The organism is Microbacterium sp. KHB019 (assembly GCF_037285405.1).
GTDB lineage: Bacteria > Actinomycetota > Actinomycetes > Actinomycetales > Microbacteriaceae > Microbacterium.
Map to the genome: position 1 here is coordinate 686,737 of NZ_JBBDHF010000002.1, position 19,602 is coordinate 706,338.

Below are 19,602 nucleotides of genomic sequence, written 5' to 3' on the forward strand. Positions count from 1 at the left end.
CCGCCCCGTCTCGGGCACCCGTCCTGTCTGCGATGCGAGAAGGATGTCGCGGTCTCGCGCCGATCTGAACCCGCGAAACCCTTCTCCCGTCCGTGAGCATCTCACGCGAGTGAGATGCTCACGCGAGCGGATGCAACTTCGCCGCCGCCGCGACGGCGTGCGGATCTCCGACGGAGGTGAGCCAGTTGGCCAGCAGGCGGTAGCCGTGCTGCGTGAGCACGCTCTCTGGATGGAACTGCACGCCGACGATCGGCAGGTCGCGGTGCGCGATGGCCATGACCGTCCCCGATGCCGTGCGCGCCGTGACCGTGAGCTCGGCGGAAAGCTCCCCCTCCGCGAGCGCCAGCGAGTGATACCGACCGACGTCGAACGGCGAGGGGATGCCGTCGAACAGGGCCGACCCGTCGTGCTCGACGGTCGAGACCATTCCGTGCATGAGCTCCGGAGCGTGGGAGACCTCGGTGCCGAATGCCGCCCCGATCGCCTGATGGCCGAGACACACGCCGAGCAGCGGCATCCTCAGCCCGGCGCACAGCTCGACGACGTCGACCGAGCTCCCGGCATCCCGCGGCCGACCTGGACCGGGCGACAGCATCACTCCGTCGTACTCGGGCAGCAGGGCGGCGAAGCTGGCCGCATCTGCGGCATCCGCCTCGATCAGCGTGACGGACGCACCGAGCTCGCGAAGGTACCCGACCAGGGTGTGCACGAAGCTGTCGTGATTGTCGACCACGAGCACTCTCGCGCTCATTCCAGGTCGACCTCTCCCGGCGTGATGATCGGGCTCACCCAGGGGAAGACGTAGAAGAACAGCCCGTACAGGATCGCCGCGACGGCGACCAGCAGGATCAGCACCCGCAGCCACCACGGGCCGGGAAGGATGCGCCACAGCGCTGCGTACATCAGAACTCCTACCAGGACGGCGCGGCGACGTCGTCGACCGGGGCCAGGGAATCGGGGGCGCCTTCGGCTCGGGGTTGGAAGCCATCGAAGACGGCGTACCCGACGATGCGCTCGGCGAGCGAATAGAGCGGAGAGCAGGCGGTGAGCGTCAGGTACCGCTCCCCCGTCTGCATCTCGGGCATCTGCGGGACGTCGGCGAGCACCTCGACCGCGCTGGGCTTCACGTACTCGAGGTTCCTGAACCGATACGTGAACCAGCCCTCCCGTGTCTCGACGACGATCGCATCATCGAGCTCGAGCTTGTCCATCCTGTTCAAGGGCGCGCCCCAGGTGGTGCGGTGGCCGGCCACGGAGAAGTTGCCGACCTGGCCAGGCATCGCCGACTGATCGTAGACGCCGATCCAGCCGTGGTCGAGTGTCACGGGCCTACTCGTTCCGCCGGCGATCTTGACGTTGTAGTCCGAGCCGAATCGAGGGATGAGCATCTGGGCGAACGCGATGCCATCCGCGGGATGCTCCAGCATCGGCGGCTCGTACCGGAGTGTCCCGTCATCGTCTTCGACCGACGGAGGGGGCGCCGGTGCCGGCAGCTCAGCCCACTCCCGTGAGACGGCCTGGCCTTCGCTGTTTCCCTGGGCGCCGATGATGATGTCGCCGATCCACATCTGCCACGCGATGAACAGGAGGACGAGCACACCGGCGGTGAGCAGGAGCTCACCGAGCACACTCGTGAACGTCGCCCGCGACCGCCCGTGGGGGCGAGATCGCCCGGTCGGCTGCGTGGCGGGAGCAGTCATATGCGTGATCATAACCTTCGGACTCGTCCACCTCGCACCGAATCGAGGGAAGCGGGCGCTCATGGGTAGAATGACGGCATGGCACGAGACCGCAAGAGCGAAGAGCCCGTCGTCGAGCGCAGCGAGGGCGAGCAGGCTCCCAACGCCGTTTGGTTCAAGCCCGTCATGCTGGGCTTCATGCTGCTCGGTCTCGCCTGGATCCTCGTGTTCTACCTCTCCGGTTCGACTCTGCCGATTCCCGGCATCGGATCGTGGAACCTCGCCGTCGGTCTGGGCATCGCGCTCATCGGCTTCCTCATGACGACCCGCTGGCGGTAATCGTCCATCGCTTTCGAGAAGAGCCCCTCGCTTCGGCGAGGGGCTCTTCTCGTGCTGTGGGCTGTCACCCGGAAGTTATCCACCGAGTTATCCACAGGCTGGGGAGAATTACACCGGTGTTATTCACAGGGGTGGAGAACCCTGTTAACAACTTCTGACCTGGACTGTTAAGCCAGGAGGACCAGTGGAGGAATGAACGCCACGACGACGATCAGCACCACGACCAGGGCCACGAGCAACAGGATCTGCCAGGTCCGCTGTTCACGGCGACGCGTACGCGTGTAGATGAGGGCGACCAGCGCGCCGACGATCGCGCCGCCGAGGTGCGCCTGCCACGCGATGCCGCCGAAGATGAACCCGATCGCGAAGTTGATGCCGAGAATGATCAGGATGCCGGTGACGTTCGCGCCGATGTGGCGCCCGATGATGAGCAGAGCGGCCATGAGGCCGAAGATCGCGCCCGAGGCGCCGACGGTCGCCGTGGTCGGCGCGAGCACCGCGACCATGACCGATCCGCCCAGACCGCTGATCAGGTACAGCGCGAGGTAGCGCGTGCGGCCGAGCATCGGCTCGAGGATCTGCCCGAGCATCCACAGCGCCAGCATGTTCAGCGCGAGATGGATGAATCCGCCGTGCGCGAAGACGGTCGTGAGCAGACGCCAGGGCTCGAACGGGAACGGGAAGAGCGCCGGGTACAGGAACGGACCGCGGAAGTACAGCGCATCGGTGACCGCATCACCGATGCCCGGAATCAACTGCACGAGCCCGATGAAGGACGTGATGATCAGCAGCGCGTAGGTGATGACAGGCTTGCCGCCGCGGGTGGCGGCCGCGATCCTCCCCGACGATCGTCCTCCCCACCGGCGCTGCGCGCGCTTCTGTGCCGGCGTGCGATTCTTGCGCTCCGCGGCCATGCACTCGGGGCAGATGACGCCGACGGCCGCCTGCGTCTGACACTCGGGGCAGATGGTGCGCATGCAGCGCTGGCAGAGCACGAAGCTCTGCCGATCCGGATGGCGGTAACAGAAGTTGTCGCTGTTGCTCGCGAACTCAGAGGACGTCATCCGGATCGGCCAGAGGGGGCGGGGTCAGACCGCTGCGATGTCGACGGACTGCAGCACGACGGGCTCGACGGGGCGGTCGCCCGCCGCGGTGCGCACGGCGCCGATCTCGTCGACGACCTTCTTGGACGCGTCGTCCGCGACCTCGCCGAAGATCGTGTGCTTGCCCATGAGCCACGGGGTGGGGTCGGTGGTGATGAAGAACTGTGAGCCGTTGGTGCCCTCGAGCTCGCCCGTGATGGCGTTGCGGCGCAGGCCTGCGTTCGCCATCGCGAGGATGTAGGGCTCGTTGAAGTTCAGTTCGGGGTGGATCTCGTCGTTGAAGTTGTATCCGGGGCCGCCGACGCCCTGTCCGAGCGGGTCGCCGCCCTGGATCATGAAGTTCGGGATGATGCGGTGGAAGATGACGTCCTTGTAGAGCGCGCCCTCGCCGGGCTTGCCGGTGGCCGGGTCCGTCCAGGCCTGGGTTCCGTCGGAGAGACCGACGAAGTTCTTGACCGTCTTCGGGGCGTGGTCGCCGAAGAGGTTGATGACGATGTCACCGTGGTTGGTGTGCAGAGTTGCGACATGAGAGTGCTGGGGCATGCATCCATTCTCGCAGAGCATGCGCCCGACCGGCCGGAAACGTGCCGGACGATAGCGCTGACGGCCCCGTATGACAAGGGTCGACGGAATCAGTGCCGGTATCCAGGGTCGTCTGGCAAGATGGGGAACCCGTACTCCACATCGACAGGAGAACAATCGTGAGCCTGACCCGCAAGCGGAAGAAGGAACTGCGCCGTCTGCAGAACGACGCCAATGACCTCTGGGAGCACCAGCAGGAGCTCGTCGGCCACGCGGCCGACATCGCCCGTGAGGCCGGTCGCCAGCTCGGCAACGTCGGTCGCGAGCAGGTTCTGCCTGTGGTCCAGGACGCCTACAATCGTCGCGTCGCGCCGACCGTCGACCGCGGTCTGAAGATCGGCCGCCACGTCGTCGACGACAAGGTCGTCCCGATCGTCGGCGGTGTCGTCGGCAGCGCACTCTCGGCCTGGGACGTGGCGAACGCCAAGCGCCAGGGACTGACCGTCTCGAAGGGACGCATCGTGAAGAAGAAGCAGGGCCCAGGGCTCGGCTCGATCGTCGCGATCATCCTCGGTGCTGCAGCAGCGGCCGGCGTTCTCTACGCCGCATGGCAGGCGCTGCGCACGGATGACGAGCTCTGGGTCGCGGACGACCCGCTCGCAGCCCCCGACGCGTGACCGATCCCCTCGACCGGGTCCGGGATGCCGCGGTTGCCCGTGGTCTCGACATCGAGATCCGCGAGCGTCCGAATGCCCGCAGCCTCCACGAGGCCGCAGAACTGCTCGGCATCCCGGCATCCGGGATCGTCAAGACCCTCGTGGTCAAGCGCAGCGACGACACGTACCTGTTCGCGCTGATCCCCGGCGGCCGATCCATCTCGTGGCCGAAGCTGCGTGCCCTCGTCGGCGTCAACAAGCTGCGGCTGCCGGAGCCCGAGCTCGCCCTTGCGGCGACCGGCTACGAGCGCGGCACCATCGTTCCCGTCGGCAGCACGACGGACTGGCCGATCTACGCCGATGAGTCCATCGTCGGCCACCGCATCGCGATGGGCGCCGGCGCCCACGGCTACGGTCTGTTCGTCGACGCCGACGCGCTGATCGCCGCCTACGGCGCTACCGTCGCCGACATCTCGGTTCCCGAAGCTCTCTAGAAGAGCCCGGCCATCCGGAGCGCGATGTCGACGAGCTTGACGCGCTGAAGCTCCTTGACCTCGGCCAGCGTGAACCACCCTGCCCTGTCGGTCGTTCCGTGCTCCTCGAACCTCAGGCTTCCACCCGTGATGGTGGCCGAGTAGACGATCCGCAGGGTGTGCAGCGGAGCATCCGACCGATGTGACCGTCGGTTCGCCGGGATCACGCGCGAATTGATGCCGATCAGGTCGCCGACACGCGCCGTGTAGCCGGTCTCCTCGTCGACCTCCCGGCGCATGGCGTCTTCGGGATCCTCACCGGCCTCGAGCCCGCCGCCTGGCATCGTCCAGGCGGCACGGCGACCGTCGACCCAACGCGCCAGCAGCACCCTGCCGTCATCGTCGGTGATGACCGCGTACGCCGCGACGCGCAGATCCATGCGTCAACTGTAGTGCTCAGTGCCCCGTGCCTGTTCCTGCGCCTGCGACTGCGCCTGCGCGGTGAGATCCGACTCAGCGCCCCATCGCGTCGAGCGCTGTCTCCAGGCGCGCGACCGTTCCGTCGACGTCCGCGAGTTTGTCGAGTCCGAACAGGCCGATGCGGAACGTCGAGAAGCCCTCGGGCTCGTCGCAGTGCAGGGGCACGCCGGCTGCGATCTGGAGCCCCTGTTCCTTGAATGCGGCACCGGACTTCAGTGCGGGATCATCCGTGTGCACGACGACGACGCCGGGGGCGGCGAACTCGGAGGCTGCGACCGACGGCAGACCACGCTCGGCGAGGAGGCTGCGAACCCGCGAACCGAGTTCGACCTGGGCCGCACGAAGCTGCTCGAATCCGCGATCGCGCGTCTCGACCATGGCGGCGAGGTTGCGCACCAGCGCATCGGTCGGCATCGTCGCGTGGTACGCAGGGCGACCGGCACGGTACTCGTCGGCGATCGCCAGCCACTTGGCGAGGTCGATCGCGAAGCTCGTCGACGGACGGTTGATGACGGCATCCCGACCCGCCTCGCTCAGCATGACGTACCCCGCGGCCGGCGTTCCGCTCCAGCCCTTCTGCGGAGCGCTGAGCAGCACATCGACGCCGAGCGCCTTCATGTCGACCCACATCGCACCCGAGGCGATGCAGTCCAGCACCAGCAGGCCGCCGACCTCGTGCACCGCATCGGCGAGCGCACGCACGTAGTCGTCCGGCAGGATCATGCCGGCCGCGGTCTCGACATGCGGAGCGAAGACGACCTCAGGACGGCGAGCGCGAACCGCCGCGACGACCTCGTCGATCGGCGTCGGGGACCAGGCCGCCTGCACGTCGTCGCTGTCCGGCCGGGCGGTGAGCACGGTGACGTCGTCGCTGATGCCGGCGGCATCCAGGATCTGCGACCAGCGGAACGAGAACAGACCGTTCCGCACGACGAGGGTGCGGCGACCGGTCGCGAGCTGGCGGGCGACCGCCTCCATCGCGTATGTGCCACCTCCCGGGACGACCGCAGACGTGTGCGCGCCGTAGGCCTCGTCGAGGATGCCGAGCAGCTGCTGCATCACGCCGACGAAACGGGCGGACATGTGGTTCAGGGAGCGGTCGGTGAAGACCACCGAGTACTCGAGCAGGCCACCGGGGTCGACGTCATCGTGCGGGAGGGAGGTCATGCGCCCAGCATCCCATACGGCGGTCGATGCGATCGGTCAGGAATCGAGAAGCACCCGCGTTCGCTGCGTTCGTAATCTGTTCTCAGACGAAGGAGAGACGCATGAGCGAGAAGAACTTCAGCGACGAAGAGCGCGCTGCCATGAAGGCCAAGCTGGATGAGAGCAAGAAGTCCAGGTCACGGGCGAAGAAGAGCCCCGAGGAGGTGCGTGCGGAGGGCGCGGCCGAGATCGCTGCCAAGATCGCCGAGATGCCCGATGACGACCGGATGCTGGGGGAGAGGCTCTCGGCGATGGTGACCGAGAACGCCCCGCACCTCGTGCCGAGGACGTACTACGGGATGCCGGCGTGGGCGAACGAGGCGGGCAAGGTCGTCTGCTTCTACAAGCCGAAGTCGAAGTTCAAGGTGCGGTACTCGACGTTCGAGTTCGATCAGGCAGCTCACCTCGACGACGGCAATGTTTGGCCGACCGCGTACGCGGTGACCGCCGTGACGGACACCGACCTGACGTTCCTGGCCGAGCGGGTGCGACTCGCGGCGGGCTGACGCGCGCCTCTCGCCGAAGCCCCTCCGGGCCGTCGGCGCCCCCTCTGGTTTGCGTGAAACAGAGGGGGCGCCGATGCTCAGAGGGGGCCTCGGCGCGGGACATCCGCGCGATGGGGTAGTGTCTTTCGCATGACAACCCGTTGGTATGCGTATTTCGAGTCGGCTCTGGAGGGGCCGGCGCAGAACTAGCGCGCACCAACCCTTCAGAGCCGACAAGCCAGAGCACTAGCTCTGGCTTTCGCCGTTTACGGCGGGCTCTGCATCCGGGTCCGCTGCCGAAACAGGACAGGACCCATGAGCACCATCACTGCGATCGAGACCACCGCCGACCTGCACGTCTCGAGATTCACGACCCTCCCGTCTCCGGGCGACATCGCCGCCGAGCTGCCGATCGGGGATGAGCGAGCGGGACTCGTCGCTCGCACCCGTGACGAGGTCAGGGCGATCATGGCGGGGGAGGACGACCGACTTCTCGTCGTCGCCGGCCCGTGTTCGATCCACGACACGGCGGCCGGGCTCGAGTACGCCGGCCGCCTCGTTCGAGCAGCCGAAGAGCACCGTGACGACCTGCTCATCGTCATGCGCACCTACTTCGAGAAGCCGCGCACGACGGTCGGGTGGAAGGGACTCATCAACGACCCGCACCTCGATGGCAGTCACGACATCGAGACCGGACTGCGGATGGCGCGCGGATTCCTCCGCGATGTGACGGCGCTCGGGATGCCGTGCGCCACCGAGTTCCTCGAGCCGATCAGCCCGCAGTACACCGCTGACCTTATCACGTGGGGGGCGATCGGCGCGCGGACCACCGAGAGCCAGATCCATCGGCAGCTGGCATCGGGCCTGTCGATGCCGATCGGTTTCAAGAACGGCATGGACGGCGGGCTTCAGGTGGCGCTGGATGCTGCGGCCGCGGCATCCGCCCCGCAGGCGTTCCTGGGAATCGGCGCCGACGGGCGAGCGAGTCTCGTGTCGACGACGGGCAACCCGGACACATCGGTCATCCTGCGCGGGGGAGCGGATGGCCCGAACTACAACGCAGCTCACGTCGCCGAGGCGGCTGGTCGGCTGGATGCCGCGATACTCACCCCGCGCGTGATCATCGACGCGAGCCACGGCAACAGCCGCAAGGACCACGTGCGTCAGGCCGTCGTCGCCGCGGAGCTCGGCGAGCAGATCGCGGCCGACGGCGCCGCGATCGCCGGCATCATGCTCGAGAGCAACCTCGTCGAAGGCGCGCAGAAGCTCGACGTCTCGGCACGGACGCGCCTCACATACGGCCAGAGCGTGACGGATGCCTGCATGGGCTGGGATGCCACGACCACCGCCTTCGCGATGCTGGCGGACGGGGTGCGCCGGCGGCGCTGAGCCTGCATCGCCGCGCATGATGGGAGGAAAGTGGTCGGTTCTCGAACGCCGATCGATCACTTTCCTCCCGTCAACGGCCGGGATCGGGCGTGCCGAGCGAGGACTGATCCCCGTCGAGCACCGCCCGCAGCGTGTCTGCGAAGGCCGCCGGATCGTTGCCGGGCGACCATTCGCTCGCCGCGAATCCTCCGTGATCACCGGGGAACACGACAGGTTCGACACCGAGCAGAGCGGCGAGCGCTCGCCCACCCCGTGCCGGCATCCCGTCGCCGCTGGCGGCGCCGATCGCGGGAACGATACGCGCGCCGGATGCTTTCAGCGCCGCGGCATCCGGTACGAACGCGGGCATCGCCATGTTGTATCCGAGCAGGGCATCATCTCGCGATCCGTCGTCGTGCGTGGGCAGACCGAACTGGGCCGGATCCGGGGCAGGCTGATCGAGGTAATCCGCCCGCAGCGGTTCGACCTGGCTCACCAGCTGGATGAACTTCGCCATCGCCGGACCGAATCCGTCTCGGCGGTACGTGTCGACGATGTCGGCGTTGACCTTCGTGATCGTCTCGGCATCCTCGAGCAGCACGGTCAGCGGCGGCTCATGCGCCACGAGCGTGCGCACGTCATCGGGGTGGCTCGAGACCCAGGGGAGCGCGGCAACGGCTCCGCCGCTCGAAGCGAACGCGTCGACGGGGCCGAGCCCGATGGCCTCAGCCACTCGGTGGAGGTCGTCACCGTGGATGTCGTGCGTCACCTCGCCGCCGTCCTTCAGGTGACTGCGCTCTGCGATGCGCGGGTCGTAGGTGATGACGGTGCGGTCGCCGAAGTGTGCGATCAGTTGAGTGAAGCCCGACGCCCCCATCGGCGAGCCGAAGACGAACAGCGGCGGATGATCGCCGGCGTTCTCGGGTTCATGGACGTCGTAAGTGAGAATCGCCCCTGGTACGTCCAGGGTGTGCGTCGTCGTCGACATGCTCTGACGATACGTGATCGACTCGCCCCGTGATAGGAGGGAGGTGATCGGCTTCCACGCTGGGACCGACCACTTTCCTCCCATCGCCGAGGTGGGTGGGACGGCGGCTACGTCTTGTCGCGCAGCACGGCACGGCGCGAGCGGTATTCGTCCTCTCCGATCTCTCCGGCGGCGAAGCGGGTGGCGAGAGCCGCCTCGGCCTCGCGGCGCGGTGCGAGGTTGTGACGGCGGCGCGAGAGGACGATCGCGGTGATGATGCCGCCCGCGATCAGGACGAACCAGACGATCGGGAAGATCGGCCAGAAGAAGCCCGGGCCGTCGAATCCGCCCCAGTGGTGGCCTTGCTCGGCGAGGGCGATGAGTGCTGCAGTGGTCATGAGAGACCCCCTCCGTTATCGGATGCCCCGACTCTCGCGGCGATCGCAGCCTGTGCCATCTGCCGCTCGACGTAACCTCGCGTACGTCAGCGCGCGTACGCCGGCTCGTCCAGGGACGGCGGCTCACTCAACGGCTCACCCGGGAAGGACGGCAGCGACCCGGAATTCGCCGCCGGCGCTGGTCACGGAGATCTCGCCTCCCACGTCGGCGACGCGACGACGCATGCCGGTGATCCCGAAGCCCTCGTCGATGGGTGCGACGGATGCCGTGGGGTTGACGACTTCGACGTGCACGGCATCCGGCTCGTACTGCACCCCGACGCGGGCGTGACGCTCTGTCGCGTGCTTGGCGACGTTCGTGAGCGACTCCTGCACGACGCGATAGGCGGCGACGCCCACCGCAGGGTCGACGGTGCGGGCATCCCCGGTGATCGTCAGATCGATATGGATGCCGGATTCGCGCTTCCGCGCGCACAGATCCGCGATGCGGGTGAGGCCCGGCGTGGGTGCGCGCGAGTCCTGCGACACCGCACCGCCCTCCGGCGCGATGGCCGCGAGGGTCGCGCGCAGCTCGGCGAGCGCGTCCGCGCTGGCCCGACTGATCGCCTCGAGAGCGATGGCGGACTGCTCGGGCTTGCGATCGCGAACATGCAGCGCGATGTCGGCCTGCATCTGTATCGCGGCGAGCCCGTGCCCGACGATGTCGTGGACCTCGGATGCCAGTCGCAGGCGCTCATCGTCAACGGCACGGCGTTCGGTCTCGGCACGCTGGCGCTCCGCGGCATCCACGACGAGACGGCGCGTCAGCCCCACGGTGAACGGTACGACGATCCAGGCCAGCGCAGGCACCAGCCCCCAGAAGCCCTCGAGCGCATCCGGGTTCGTGAACAGCCGCACGGCCAGCAGCGGCAGCGCGATCACGGCAGCGATGACCGCGATCCTGAGGCGCTCGCGCCGCGCAAGCGTGTACGTGGCGATGACGAGGCTCAGCAGGATCGGCCCGAACGGGTACCCCAGCACGAGGTACGTGGTGACGGCGACTGTGCAGATCGCGAACGAGACCAGCGGCCACCACCGCAGCGCGCCGGCAGACACCGCTGCAGCGCGTCTGGTTGCCCCAGGCGTTCAGGAAGCGCAGGCTCCCCAGCCCGATGAGCACGAGGAATGCGGTCAGGAGAAGGTTCCCGACGAGACTCCGTGTCGTGCGCATCACCTCACCATCGTGCCCGACGCGGGGCGGCACCGACAGTGCGTCGCGGGGTCAGGATGGTGCCGGCGATGAGGATGAGCGCGTCAGTCGGGGGCGACAGCGTTCGTCTGTTCATGACCTCAGCTTGTTCGGGTTGCACCACGACGTCGCCCTGCACAGGACGTACTCGGAGATACGTCCGTTGGCGTACGCATTGGAAGCGCGCTGTGCCGAGACTGGAAGTCATGAGCACCACGACACAGCACCTTTCTCGCCCCTCAGCTGCAGGGCGCGCCCGGTTCCCGCGGCTCGGTGCCCGCACGCGCAAGGTCACCCTGATCGTGCACCTGTCCTCGGTCGCTGCATGGTTCGGCATGCATTTCGTTCTCGGCGTGCTGACGTTCGCGGCGCTCGGCGCTCGGCGCACCGGCGGAATCGGCACCGGCTTTCGCGCTCTCGATCGCGATGTTCGTCGGCTGGCCCCTCATCGTCGCAGCCCTGCTCACGCTGCTCAGCGGTCTGCTGCTCGCGCTCGGCTCGAAGCACGGTCTGCTGCGCTACTGGTGGGTGGCGACGAAACTCGCACTCACCGTGGTGCTGATCACGCTGATCCTGCTCGTACTGGTTCCATCCGTCGCCGAGCTCGCTGCTGCGGCATCCGGAGCGCCTGAGGAGTTCGCGCTCAGCCAGCAGTTGATCGCCCCTCCGATCGTCTCGTCGAGCGCGCTGCTGTTCACGATCGCGATTTCGGTGATAAAACCGTGGGGACGAACCCGACGGGATGCCGAACCCGGCTGAAGGAGGTGCCGGGTGATCCGTGTGCTGCTGGTCGACGACCAGGAGCTCGTGCGCCTCGGGCTGCGGGCCCTGCTCGAGAACGAGGACGGCTTCGCGGTCGCCGGCGAGGCGACCGACGGGCTCGCCGCGGTCGACCAGGCCTCCGAGACCCGGCCGGACGTGATTCTCATGGACATCCGAATGCCAGGGATCGACGGGCTCGAAGCGACCAGGCGGATTGTGGCGGACGCGAGCCTGTCCGACACCCGCGTCATCGTCCTGACCACCTTCGAACGGGACGAGTACGTGTTCGAAGCACTGCGGGTCGGAGCATCCGGTTTCCTGCTCAAGGACACCCCGCCGGTCCAGCTGCTAGAGGCGATCCGCACCGTCCACGATGGGGGAGCGCTGCTGGGACCGAGCGTCACCCGCACCCTGATCGCCGAGTTCGTCACCTCAGGACGGCGCACCGTGACGCCGCATCCGCAGCTCGACCAGCTGACCGCGCGGGAATCGGAGATCGTCGCGCTCGTGGCGGAGGGACTCAGCAACCACGAGATCGCCGAGCGGCTGTTCCTGAGCCCGGCGACCGCGCGCACCCATGTCAGCCGCGCGATGATCAAGCTCGGTGCGCGGGACCGCGCGCAACTCGTCGTCTTCGCGTACCAGTCGGGACTCGCCTGATACTTTGCCCTTGCGCTAAGCGCTCATCACCGACCGTAGCGATCAGCGAAGCAGGGCGGTCGCCGGACCTTCGAACTGGTGGCCGCCCTTCTCGTGCACCTGGAAAGCCGCGTTCGGCAGATCCGCACGATTGAGCGCCAGGTGGTCGAAGGGGACCACCTCGTCGTCGAGGCAGTGGTGGAGCACAAGGAACTGCCCAGGCTCCGGCCCATCGAAGGCGTACTCGTCGACGCCCCATCCGCCCTCGCCCCAGTTCGGCATGGCGAGCAGTACGGCTCGGCGGACCTTCCACTCCCTCTCGGCGAGCACCTTCACAAGGATCGATCCGCCGAAGGATTGCCCCACGACGAGGTCGGCGGAGCCCAGTCCGCTCAGCGCCGCACGAATCGGTGCGGCCCACGCCTCGAACGTCGTGTCCTCGTCCGAGAGCATCGGCATCACCAGTCGTGCACCATATGCCTCAGCGATGCCTCTGGCCAGCGGCGCGTCCTCGCGGAACCCGCCGGCCCCGTGCAGGAACAGCAGCGTCGGGTCGTCGTGCGCCTCGGTCATGACCTCAGGGTAGACGCCCCACACAGAGAAGGCGCCACCCTGGAGAGGCCCGTTGAGGTCGACTTTCGCGCTGGGTTCCTGTCGGTGACCGAGTCGTACGCGCAGTTCACGAGCCTGTCAACGCCCTCGGTGGATGCTTCTATGGCGAGTTGTCTGCTGGTATGAGCATGAAATTGAATGACGCGGCGGTGACATACGCTCGTGGACTGCTGCGTCGTGGAGAGTTCACCGACGACGATCGCGACGACTGGAGCGAGCACGCACCGTCGACTGATCAGGAGAACGACTTCATCGAGAAGAACGGAATCACCGAGTACGCGAAATGGCATCTCGGCGAAGACACCGACATGGGCGAGGACACCAAGGGTCGCTACCACTTTCCCTACGGCGACTTCCAGCAGCTGCACCGATGCGCGGTGATCTCAGGAGAGAGCCGTGCGGGTCAGTACAAGCACGAGGCGATCGAGAAGGCACTCAAGGAGCTTCTCAACGCGATCGATCGCAAGGCCGCAGACGACGAGTGAATTCGAAGAGAACGACGTGAATGAAACTGTGGAGCCTAGGAGATTCGAACTCCTGACATCCTGCTTGCAAAGCAGGCGCTCTACCAACTGAGCTAAGGCCCCGAACGGGTATTGAATTGGAGGAAACGGTGGGGCTACCAGGACTTGAACCTGGGACCTCTTCATTATCAGTGAAGCGCTCTAACCGCCTGAGCTATAGCCCCGTCAACCTCCAAGACTTTACCGGAGTTTGACGGAAAATCCGAATCGAGGCCGATCAGTCAGCCGGGCGCAGTTCGACGCTGCCTGCGGACAGTTCGACGAACACCGTGCTGCGTGCATCGGACGATGTCTGCAGCCCGTTGTCGAGCGAACCGGCGCTCACATCCTGCGTCACGTTGTACTCGACATCCGGAAGGGTGAGCGTGAGCGAACCGGCGCTCACGTCGATCTCCACGTCACTGGGCGCTTCGCCCGTGAGCGCAGCGTCGAGGTCACCGGCTGCGACGCCGAACGACGCCTCGCGGACGTCCGCGAGGTTGATCTCGGCATCGCCGGCACTGAGGTCGGCATCCAGCGATTCCGCCGTCCCGTCGATCCAGAGCGAACCGGCCGAGACATCGGCACCGAGCTCACCGAAGTCGCCCTCGACATCCAGGCTTCCCGCGCTCAGAGTCACGTCGGCGTCGAGACCGGCGAGCTCCTGCGGCAGGACGAGCTCGACGTGCTCGTCGCGGCCCCATCCTCCGAACCACGACCAGTCGCCGCCCCAACCCCACCAGCGTTCGGGGCTGTACAGGCGAAGCTCGTCCTCGTCCCGCTCGAGTCGCCACTCGCGATCGGATCCGGTGACCTGCAGCTCGGCCTGGTCGACGTCACCGAAGCGGATGCTGACATCCCCGGCGGACACGTCGACGTCGAGCTCCGTGACGCCGTCGACGTCCAGGCGATCGGACTGGTCCGTCGCGCGGGTGACAGTGTGCACGGCGCCGAAGGCCGCTGTCGCTCCTGCACCGGCGAGCGCGATGCCGCCGATCACGGCCGTGACGATGGCCACGGCCTTGAAGCCGCTGTTCTCCTGCTCGTTCATCGTTCTGCTCCTGTCTGCGAGGACGAGCCGCTCGGCCCGCCCGAATTCTCGATGTGCGCCAGCGCCGCGAGCACGCGTCGGTTGCCCGACTCATCCGGCTCGAGGCCCAGCTTCTGGAAGATGGAGGTGATGTTCTTCTCGACACTCGCTTCCGACAGGAACAGCAGACCGGCGATCGCCTGGTTCGACTTTCCCTCGGCGATCAGGGCGAGAACCGTGCGCTCGCGCTCGGTGAGCTGCAGCATCCGATCGTCGCGATTGCGACGCGTGAGCAGCTGGGCGACGACCTCGGGGTCGAGCACCGTCGCCCCCTCGGCGATCCGCTCCACAGAGGCGACGAACTCGGCGACGTCGGCGACGCGATCCTTCAGCAGGTACCCGAGCGGGCCACCCTGTGCTGATCCACCCTGTGCTGATCCGACCTGTGCCGCGATGAGATCGCTGGCGTAGCGCTCCTCGACGTACTGCGAGAGCACCAGAAGCGGAAGCTGCGGGTGCGTCCGCCGCAGACTCAGCGCAGCGCGGATGCCCTCGTCGGTGAACGTCGGAGGAAGCCGCACGTCCAGGATGCAGAGCTCCGGGTCCGTGGTCTGCACCGCCTCGGTCAGCGTCTCGGTGTCAGCGAGAGCTGCGACGACGACGTGACCGGAGTCCTCCAGCAGCCGCACGAGCCCTTCGCGGAGGAGAACAGAGTCCTCACAGATCAGGATGCGCATGGCACGCTCACCTCCAGCGAGGTCGGGCCGCCCTGCGGGCTCTCCAGTCGGAAGGTGCCGCCGGCCGCGACCACCCGGTTCGAGATGCCGTCGAGACCCCCGCCGGGCTGCACCTGCGCCCCGCCCATGCCGTTGTCCTCGACTCGGGCCCACAGGGTTCCGCCTTCGCGCAGTCGCACGACGACCCGGCATTCGCTGGCACGGGAGTGCTTCGCGGCGTTCGTCAGCGACTCGGCGATCGAGAAGTACACGGCGGCCTCGGCATCCCTGCTGCAGCGCCCGTCCATCCGGACGTCAAGACTCACAGGAATGTGCGACCTGCTGGCGAGAGCGGAGAGCGCGGCATCCAGACCCCGATCATCCAGGACGGACGCGTGGATGCCGCGGGCGAGCTGTCGCAGTTCGGTGATCGCCGCCTTGGTCGAGGTGTGGGCCTCGCCGATCAGGGCCTTGGCCGTGTCGGGGTCGGAATCGATCTTCTGCTGGGCGAGCCCCAGGGTCATGCCGACCGAGACGAGTCGCGGCTGGACGCCGTCATGCAGGTCGCGCTCGATACGCGTGCGTTCGACGTCGGCCGCACGGACGGCGCCTTCGCGCTGCGCGCTCGTCGTGCGGACCTGCTCGTGAAGCTCGGCCTCGCGATTGGGGACGACGATCGCCCGGGTGAGCACGCGGTGCAGCAGGGCGAGGCCGACGATCGCGGCCGCGGCCAGCACCACCCCGAGCGCACCCACCAGCGGCGCCCAGCTCACCGCGGTCTCAGCCGCGAAGAAGGGGAACGGCGCGCGAATCGTCTCAGCGCCGGTCAGCGGCGCGAACGACACGATGGCCGAGCGGATCATGCCCTCGAACAGGCGCAGGACGATCGCTCCCATGACGCAGGCGATGACGAAGTTCGCGATCGCCCGCCATGTGCGCCCGTCGATCAGCTGGCGCCACAGCGAGTGCAGCCAGCCGCCGAAACCGGTGTGCTGACTTCCACGCCACCGCAGGGGAGGCAGGTCGAGCCGGTACAGGCTGCTCGCGCGCCCGACCTCGAACCATGCGGTGGCGTAGAAGAAGTAGACGAAGCCGACGAGGAACAGCAGTCCGACGCCGAGCACGAGGATGAGTCCGAGGCCCAGACCCAGCAGGCCCGAGAGCATCGTGAGAACGATCGCGCCGATGACGCCGAGCCCGGCCAGGTGCAGCACGGTCATGAAGATGCGCAGCGGCGGGGTCTTCGCCAGGGCGGGCACGGCCGACGATGCCGGCGGTGCTGGAGGGACGGTCTGAGTGGTCATGCCTCAAACGTAGGCCGCGGGCACCGCCCGCCGACACCGAGTAATCCGGACAGCTCGATTCGGGTTTTCCCTACCCCGCGTGCGGGTGCCCCGGAAACGACGAAGGGCGGATGCCGCAGCATCCGCCCTTCGTAGAGAAGAACTAGTTCGACATGAAGCCGACCAGCAGCCCGCCGGTCACCTTCACTGCGAGGTTGTAGATCCCGGCGATCACAGCGCCGAGCACCGTGAACACGATGAGGTTGAGGATCGAGACGACTGCCGCGAAAGCCATGACCTGGGGGAGTCCCAGAAGCGATGCGAGCGAGACGGAGCCGTCCGTGATGTTGCCGACGAAGTCATCCGCCTGGGTGATCAGGTTCGTCGCCTGCAGCACCAGGTAGATGAGGAAGAACGAGACCATCGTCACGATCGCCATGGCGACCGCGGCCAGGAAAGAGAGCTTCACTGCCGACCAGAAGTCGACGTAGACCAGGCGCAGGCGAACCTGCTTGCCGCCGGTCTTGCGCGTGGACTTCTTAGCCAGCTTGTCGGCTACTGTGCTCATGCGTCTGCTTCCTCAGGGTTGGTGTCGGGGGCCGTGGCCGTCTCCGGAGCGTCGTTCTCAGCCGTCGCCTCCGCCTCGTCTTCGACGAGGCCCCGCTCTCCGTTGCGGGCGATCGCGAGGATCCGGTCCGTCTCGGACGTCCGGGCGAAGAGAACACCCATGGTGTCTCTGCCCTTCGCGGGCACCTCGGCCACGGCAGAGCGTACCACCTTGCCGCTGGAGAGAACCACCAAGACCTCGTCGTCCTCGCTGACGATCAGACCGCCCGCCAGGACGCCCCGATCGTCGTTGAGCTTGGCGACCTTGATGCCGTATCCACCGCGGTTCTGGACGCGGTACTGCTCGACCTCGGTGCGCTTCGCGTAGCCGCCGTCGGTGACCGTGAACACGAAGCCGTCCGGTGTCGCAACGGACGCCGAGAGCAGTCGGTCCTCGCCCTTGAACTTCATGCCGGTGACGCCGGCGGTCGCACGCCCCATCGGACGCAGAGCCGCATCGGTCGCCTGGAAGCGGACCGACATCCCCTTACGGCTGATGAGGAGGATGTCATCCGACGCATCCACGATCATCGCGCTGACGAGCTCGTCGTCCTCACGCAGACGGATCGCGATCACGCCGCCCTGACGGTTGGTGTCGTACTCGCTCAGCCGGGTTTTCTTCACCAGGCCGTCGCGGGTGGCGAGCACCAGGTAGTCGGCGACCTCATAGTTGGCGAGGTCGAGGATCTGGGCGATCCCCTCATCCGGCTGCAGCGCGAGCAGGTTCGCGACGTGCGTGCCCTTCGCGTCACGGCCGGCCTCCGGCACCTCGTACGTCTTGGTGCGGTAGACGCGGCCCTTGTCGGTGAAGACGAGCAGCCAGTGATGCGTCGTGGTGACGAAGAAGTGCTCGACGATGTCGTCGGCGCGCAGCTGCGCACCCTTGACGCCCTTGCCGCCGCGGTGCTGCGAACGGTAGTTGTCGCTCCGCGTGCGCTTGATGTAGCCGTCACGGGTGACGGTGACCACCATCTCCTCTTCGGCGATGAGGTCTTCCATCGAGACGTCGCCGTCGAAGCCGTGCAGGATGTGCGTGCGGCGGTCGTCGCCGAAGCGCTCGACGATCTCGGTGAGCTCCTCGCGGATGATGGTGCGCTGGCGCGCCTCGTCGGCGAGGATCGCCTTGAAGTCGGCGATCTTGATCTCGAGCTCGTCGGCCTCGTCGATGATCTTCTGACGCTCGAGCGCCGCCAGGCGGCGAAGCTGCATCTGCAGGATCGCGTCAGCCTGGATCTCGTCGATGTCGAGCAGCTTCTGCAGACCCTGGTTCGCCTCTTGAGGGGTGGGGGAGCGGCGGATCAGCGCGATGACCTCGTCGAGCGCGTCGAGCGCCTTGAGGTAGGCGCGCAGGATGTGCATGCGCTCCTCCGCCTTGCGCAGGCGGAAGATCGTGCGCCGGACGATCACGTCGATCTGGTGGGTGATCCAGTTCGCGATGAATCCGTCGAGCGCGAGCGTGCGCGGCACACCGTCGACGATCGCGAGCATGTTCGCGCCGAAGTTGTCCTGCAGTTGCGTGTGCTTGTACAGGTTGTTCAGAACGACCTTGGCGACGGCATCCCGCTTGAGGACGACGACGATGCGCTGACCGGTTCGGTCACTGGTCTCGTCGCGGATGTCGGCGATGCCGGTGACCTTGCCGTCGCGCGCCAGGTCACCGATCTTCACCGCGAGGTTGTCGGGGTTGACCTGGTACGGCAGTTCGGTGATCACGAGGCACGTGCGGCCCTGGATCTCTTCGACGTCGACGACCGCGCGCATCGTGATCGAGCCGCGCCCGGTGCGGTACGCCTCGTGGATGCCCTTCGTGCCGAGGATCTGCGCTCCGGTCGGGAAGTCAGGGCCGGGGACGCGCTTGATCAGACCTTCGAGGAGCTCTTCGCGCGGGAGCTCGGGGTTGTCGAGCGCCCAGAGCGCGGCATCCGCGACCTCGCGGAGGTTATGGGGCGGGATGTTCGTCGCCATGCCGACCGCGATGCCGACGGATCCGTTGACCAGCAGGTTCGGGAACCGCGCCGGCAGGACGTCGGGCTCCTGCGTCTGCCCGTCGTAGTTCGGCGAGAAGTCGACCGTCTCCTCTTCGATGTCGCGCACCATCTCGAGCGCGAGCGGAGCCATCTTCGTCTCGGTGTATCGCGGAGCTGCCGCACCCATGTTGCCCGGCGAGCCGAAGTTGCCCTGGCCGAGCGCGAGCGGGTAGCGCAGCGCCCACGGCTGCACGAGGCGGACGAGGGTGTCGTAGATCGCGGTGTCACCGTGCGGGTGATACTGACCCATGACTTCGCCGACGACGCGGGCGCACTTCGAGAACGACTTGTCCGGGCGGTAGCCGCCGTCGTACATGCCGTAGATCACGCGGCGGTGCACGGGCTTGAGGCCGTCGCGCACGTCGGGGAGGGCGCGGCCGACGATCACGGCCATGGCGTAGTCGAGATAGCTGCGCTGCATCTCGGACTGCAGATCGACCTGGTCGATCTTGCCGTGTTCGTGAACCGGCTCTGTGCGTTCTTCGTCAGTCATGTGTTTCTTTCGATTGCTGAGCTCGTC

The 19,602-nt window shown here is 67.1% G+C and carries 24 protein-coding genes and 2 tRNA genes; 8 read left to right on the forward strand and 18 right to left on the reverse strand.

Annotated elements, in window-relative coordinates:
• Positions 1 to 118: 118 nt before the first annotated feature.
• Genes KHB019_RS09670 through KHB019_RS09680 form a run of 3 tightly spaced genes read right to left on the reverse strand, consistent with a single transcriptional unit; the run spans position 119 to position 1,700 of the window.
• Positions 119 to 751 carry an anthranilate synthase component II gene (locus tag KHB019_RS09670; protein ID WP_337458812.1) on the reverse strand — a complete coding sequence of 211 codons (633 nt, stop codon included), beginning with the start codon at positions 749 to 751 and terminating at the stop codon, positions 119 to 121.
• On the reverse strand, positions 748 to 903 hold the full coding sequence (locus KHB019_RS09675; RefSeq protein ID WP_194421090.1) for a hypothetical protein: 156 nt from the start codon (positions 901 to 903) through the stop codon (positions 748 to 750). Before KHB019_RS09675 ends, KHB019_RS09670 begins: the two co-directional genes overlap by 4 nt.
• Positions 904 to 911: 8 nt before the next feature.
• Complete coding sequence (locus tag KHB019_RS09680) at positions 912 to 1,700, reverse strand: class E sortase (RefSeq protein WP_337458813.1); 789 nt, start codon at positions 1,698 to 1,700, stop codon at positions 912 to 914.
• A gap of 78 nt (positions 1,701 to 1,778) precedes the next feature.
• Between KHB019_RS09680 and KHB019_RS09685 the strand changes: the two genes are divergently transcribed.
• The gene (locus tag KHB019_RS09685) at positions 1,779 to 2,018 is read left to right on the forward strand and encodes a cell division protein CrgA (RefSeq protein WP_337458814.1); all 240 of its coding nucleotides are present in this window, start codon (positions 1,779 to 1,781) and stop codon (positions 2,016 to 2,018) included.
• Positions 2,019 to 2,185: 167 nt separating this feature from the next.
• On the opposite strand, the gene KHB019_RS09690 is transcribed toward KHB019_RS09685, so the two are convergent.
• Positions 2,186 to 3,082: a rhomboid family intramembrane serine protease gene (locus KHB019_RS09690; protein WP_337458815.1), complete on the reverse strand. Its 897-nt coding sequence runs from the start codon at positions 3,080 to 3,082 to the stop codon at positions 2,186 to 2,188.
• A 24-nt stretch (positions 3,083 to 3,106) separates the two neighbouring features.
• Positions 3,107 to 3,664 (reverse strand): peptidylprolyl isomerase, encoded by a 558-nt coding sequence (locus KHB019_RS09695; RefSeq protein WP_325471591.1) that lies wholly within the window; start codon positions 3,662 to 3,664, stop codon positions 3,107 to 3,109.
• Between the two features lie 158 nt (positions 3,665 to 3,822).
• On the opposite strand from KHB019_RS09695, the gene KHB019_RS09700 reads away from it, so the two are divergent.
• On the forward strand, positions 3,823 to 4,320 hold the full coding sequence (locus KHB019_RS09700; RefSeq protein ID WP_325471592.1) for a DNA helicase: 498 nt from the start codon (positions 3,823 to 3,825) through the stop codon (positions 4,318 to 4,320).
• Positions 4,317 to 4,793 carry an aminoacyl-tRNA deacylase gene (locus KHB019_RS09705; RefSeq protein ID WP_337458816.1) on the forward strand — a complete coding sequence of 159 codons (477 nt, stop codon included), beginning with the start codon at positions 4,317 to 4,319 and terminating at the stop codon, positions 4,791 to 4,793. The genes KHB019_RS09700 and KHB019_RS09705 overlap by 4 nt, the downstream gene beginning before the upstream one ends.
• Here the strand turns inward: KHB019_RS09705 and KHB019_RS09710 are convergent.
• Together KHB019_RS09710 and KHB019_RS09715 are read right to left on the reverse strand one after the other, a co-directional pair.
• A complete protein-coding gene (locus KHB019_RS09710; protein WP_337458817.1) occupies positions 4,790 to 5,212 on the reverse strand; it encodes an NUDIX hydrolase in 423 nt (140 codons plus the stop codon). The two genes, KHB019_RS09705 and KHB019_RS09710, sit on opposite strands and share 4 nt — an antisense overlap.
• A 73-nt stretch (positions 5,213 to 5,285) precedes the next feature.
• Complete coding sequence (locus tag KHB019_RS09715) at positions 5,286 to 6,419, reverse strand: aminotransferase class V-fold PLP-dependent enzyme (RefSeq protein ID WP_337458818.1); 1,134 nt, start codon at positions 6,417 to 6,419, stop codon at positions 5,286 to 5,288.
• 101 nt (positions 6,420 to 6,520) lie between these two features.
• On the opposite strand from KHB019_RS09715, the gene KHB019_RS09720 reads away from it, so the two are divergent.
• Positions 6,521 to 6,964, forward strand: a complete 444-nt coding sequence (locus KHB019_RS09720) for a hypothetical protein (RefSeq protein WP_337458819.1) — start codon at positions 6,521 to 6,523, stop codon at positions 6,962 to 6,964.
• Between the two features lie 294 nt (positions 6,965 to 7,258).
• Complete coding sequence (locus tag KHB019_RS09725) at positions 7,259 to 8,332, forward strand: 3-deoxy-7-phosphoheptulonate synthase (RefSeq protein WP_337458820.1); 1,074 nt, start codon at positions 7,259 to 7,261, stop codon at positions 8,330 to 8,332.
• 70 nt (positions 8,333 to 8,402) lie between these two features.
• Here the strand turns inward: KHB019_RS09725 and KHB019_RS09730 are convergent, their stop codons facing one another.
• The 3 genes from KHB019_RS09730 to KHB019_RS09740 all read right to left on the reverse strand — a co-directional run bounded on the left by KHB019_RS09730 (position 8,403) and on the right by KHB019_RS09740 (position 10,771).
• On the reverse strand, positions 8,403 to 9,299 hold the full coding sequence (locus KHB019_RS09730; RefSeq protein ID WP_337458821.1) for an alpha/beta fold hydrolase: 897 nt from the start codon (positions 9,297 to 9,299) through the stop codon (positions 8,403 to 8,405).
• A 107-nt stretch (positions 9,300 to 9,406) separates the two neighbouring features.
• Positions 9,407 to 9,676, reverse strand: coding sequence for an SHOCT domain-containing protein (locus KHB019_RS09735; RefSeq protein ID WP_337458822.1), 270 nt, complete (start codon positions 9,674 to 9,676; stop codon positions 9,407 to 9,409).
• Positions 9,677 to 9,811: 135 nt separating this feature from the next.
• Positions 9,812 to 10,771: a sensor histidine kinase gene (locus tag KHB019_RS09740; RefSeq protein ID WP_337458823.1), complete on the reverse strand. Its 960-nt coding sequence runs from the start codon at positions 10,769 to 10,771 to the stop codon at positions 9,812 to 9,814.
• A gap of 559 nt (positions 10,772 to 11,330) precedes the next feature.
• Here KHB019_RS09740 and KHB019_RS09745 point away from each other — a divergent pair.
• Both KHB019_RS09745 and KHB019_RS09750 read left to right on the forward strand, forming a co-directional pair.
• Positions 11,331 to 11,663 carry a hypothetical protein gene (locus tag KHB019_RS09745; protein WP_337458824.1) on the forward strand — a complete coding sequence of 111 codons (333 nt, stop codon included), beginning with the start codon at positions 11,331 to 11,333 and terminating at the stop codon, positions 11,661 to 11,663.
• A 12-nt stretch (positions 11,664 to 11,675) separates the two neighbouring features.
• Positions 11,676 to 12,326 (forward strand): response regulator transcription factor, encoded by a 651-nt coding sequence (locus KHB019_RS09750; protein ID WP_325471600.1) that lies wholly within the window; start codon positions 11,676 to 11,678, stop codon positions 12,324 to 12,326.
• Between the two features lie 42 nt (positions 12,327 to 12,368).
• On the opposite strand, the gene KHB019_RS09755 is transcribed toward KHB019_RS09750, so the two are convergent.
• Positions 12,369 to 12,878 carry an alpha/beta fold hydrolase gene (locus KHB019_RS09755; protein ID WP_337458825.1) on the reverse strand — a complete coding sequence of 170 codons (510 nt, stop codon included), beginning with the start codon at positions 12,876 to 12,878 and terminating at the stop codon, positions 12,369 to 12,371.
• A gap of 167 nt (positions 12,879 to 13,045) precedes the next feature.
• Here KHB019_RS09755 and KHB019_RS09760 point away from each other — a divergent pair, with 167 nt between their 5' ends.
• The gene (locus KHB019_RS09760) at positions 13,046 to 13,402 is read left to right on the forward strand and encodes a hypothetical protein (RefSeq protein WP_443193202.1); all 357 of its coding nucleotides are present in this window, start codon (positions 13,046 to 13,048) and stop codon (positions 13,400 to 13,402) included.
• Between the two features lie 29 nt (positions 13,403 to 13,431).
• On the opposite strand, the gene KHB019_RS09765 is transcribed toward KHB019_RS09760, so the two are convergent.
• From KHB019_RS09765 to gyrA, 7 genes are all read right to left on the reverse strand, one after another.
• A tRNA-Ala gene (locus tag KHB019_RS09765) sits at positions 13,432 to 13,504 on the reverse strand.
• Between the two features lie 27 nt (positions 13,505 to 13,531).
• Positions 13,532 to 13,605 (reverse strand) — tRNA-Ile (locus tag KHB019_RS09770).
• Positions 13,606 to 13,658: 53 nt separating this feature from the next.
• The gene (locus tag KHB019_RS09775) at positions 13,659 to 14,471 is read right to left on the reverse strand and encodes a hypothetical protein (protein ID WP_337458827.1); all 813 of its coding nucleotides are present in this window, start codon (positions 14,469 to 14,471) and stop codon (positions 13,659 to 13,661) included.
• A complete protein-coding gene (locus tag KHB019_RS09780; RefSeq protein ID WP_230104135.1) occupies positions 14,468 to 15,187 on the reverse strand; it encodes a response regulator in 720 nt (239 codons plus the stop codon). Before KHB019_RS09780 ends, KHB019_RS09775 begins: the two co-directional genes overlap by 4 nt.
• Entirely contained in the window at positions 15,175 to 16,470 is a 1,296-nt protein-coding gene (locus tag KHB019_RS09785; RefSeq protein ID WP_337458828.1) for a sensor histidine kinase, read from the reverse strand. Before KHB019_RS09785 ends, KHB019_RS09780 begins: the two co-directional genes overlap by 13 nt.
• A 142-nt stretch (positions 16,471 to 16,612) precedes the next feature.
• A complete protein-coding gene (locus KHB019_RS09790; RefSeq protein ID WP_230104137.1) occupies positions 16,613 to 17,017 on the reverse strand; it encodes a DUF3566 domain-containing protein in 405 nt (134 codons plus the stop codon).
• Positions 17,014 to 19,575: a DNA gyrase subunit A gene (gene gyrA / locus KHB019_RS09795; protein WP_325471604.1), complete on the reverse strand. Its 2,562-nt coding sequence runs from the start codon at positions 19,573 to 19,575 to the stop codon at positions 17,014 to 17,016. Before gyrA ends, KHB019_RS09790 begins: the two co-directional genes overlap by 4 nt.
• Between the last annotated feature and the right edge of the window lie 27 nt (positions 19,576 to 19,602).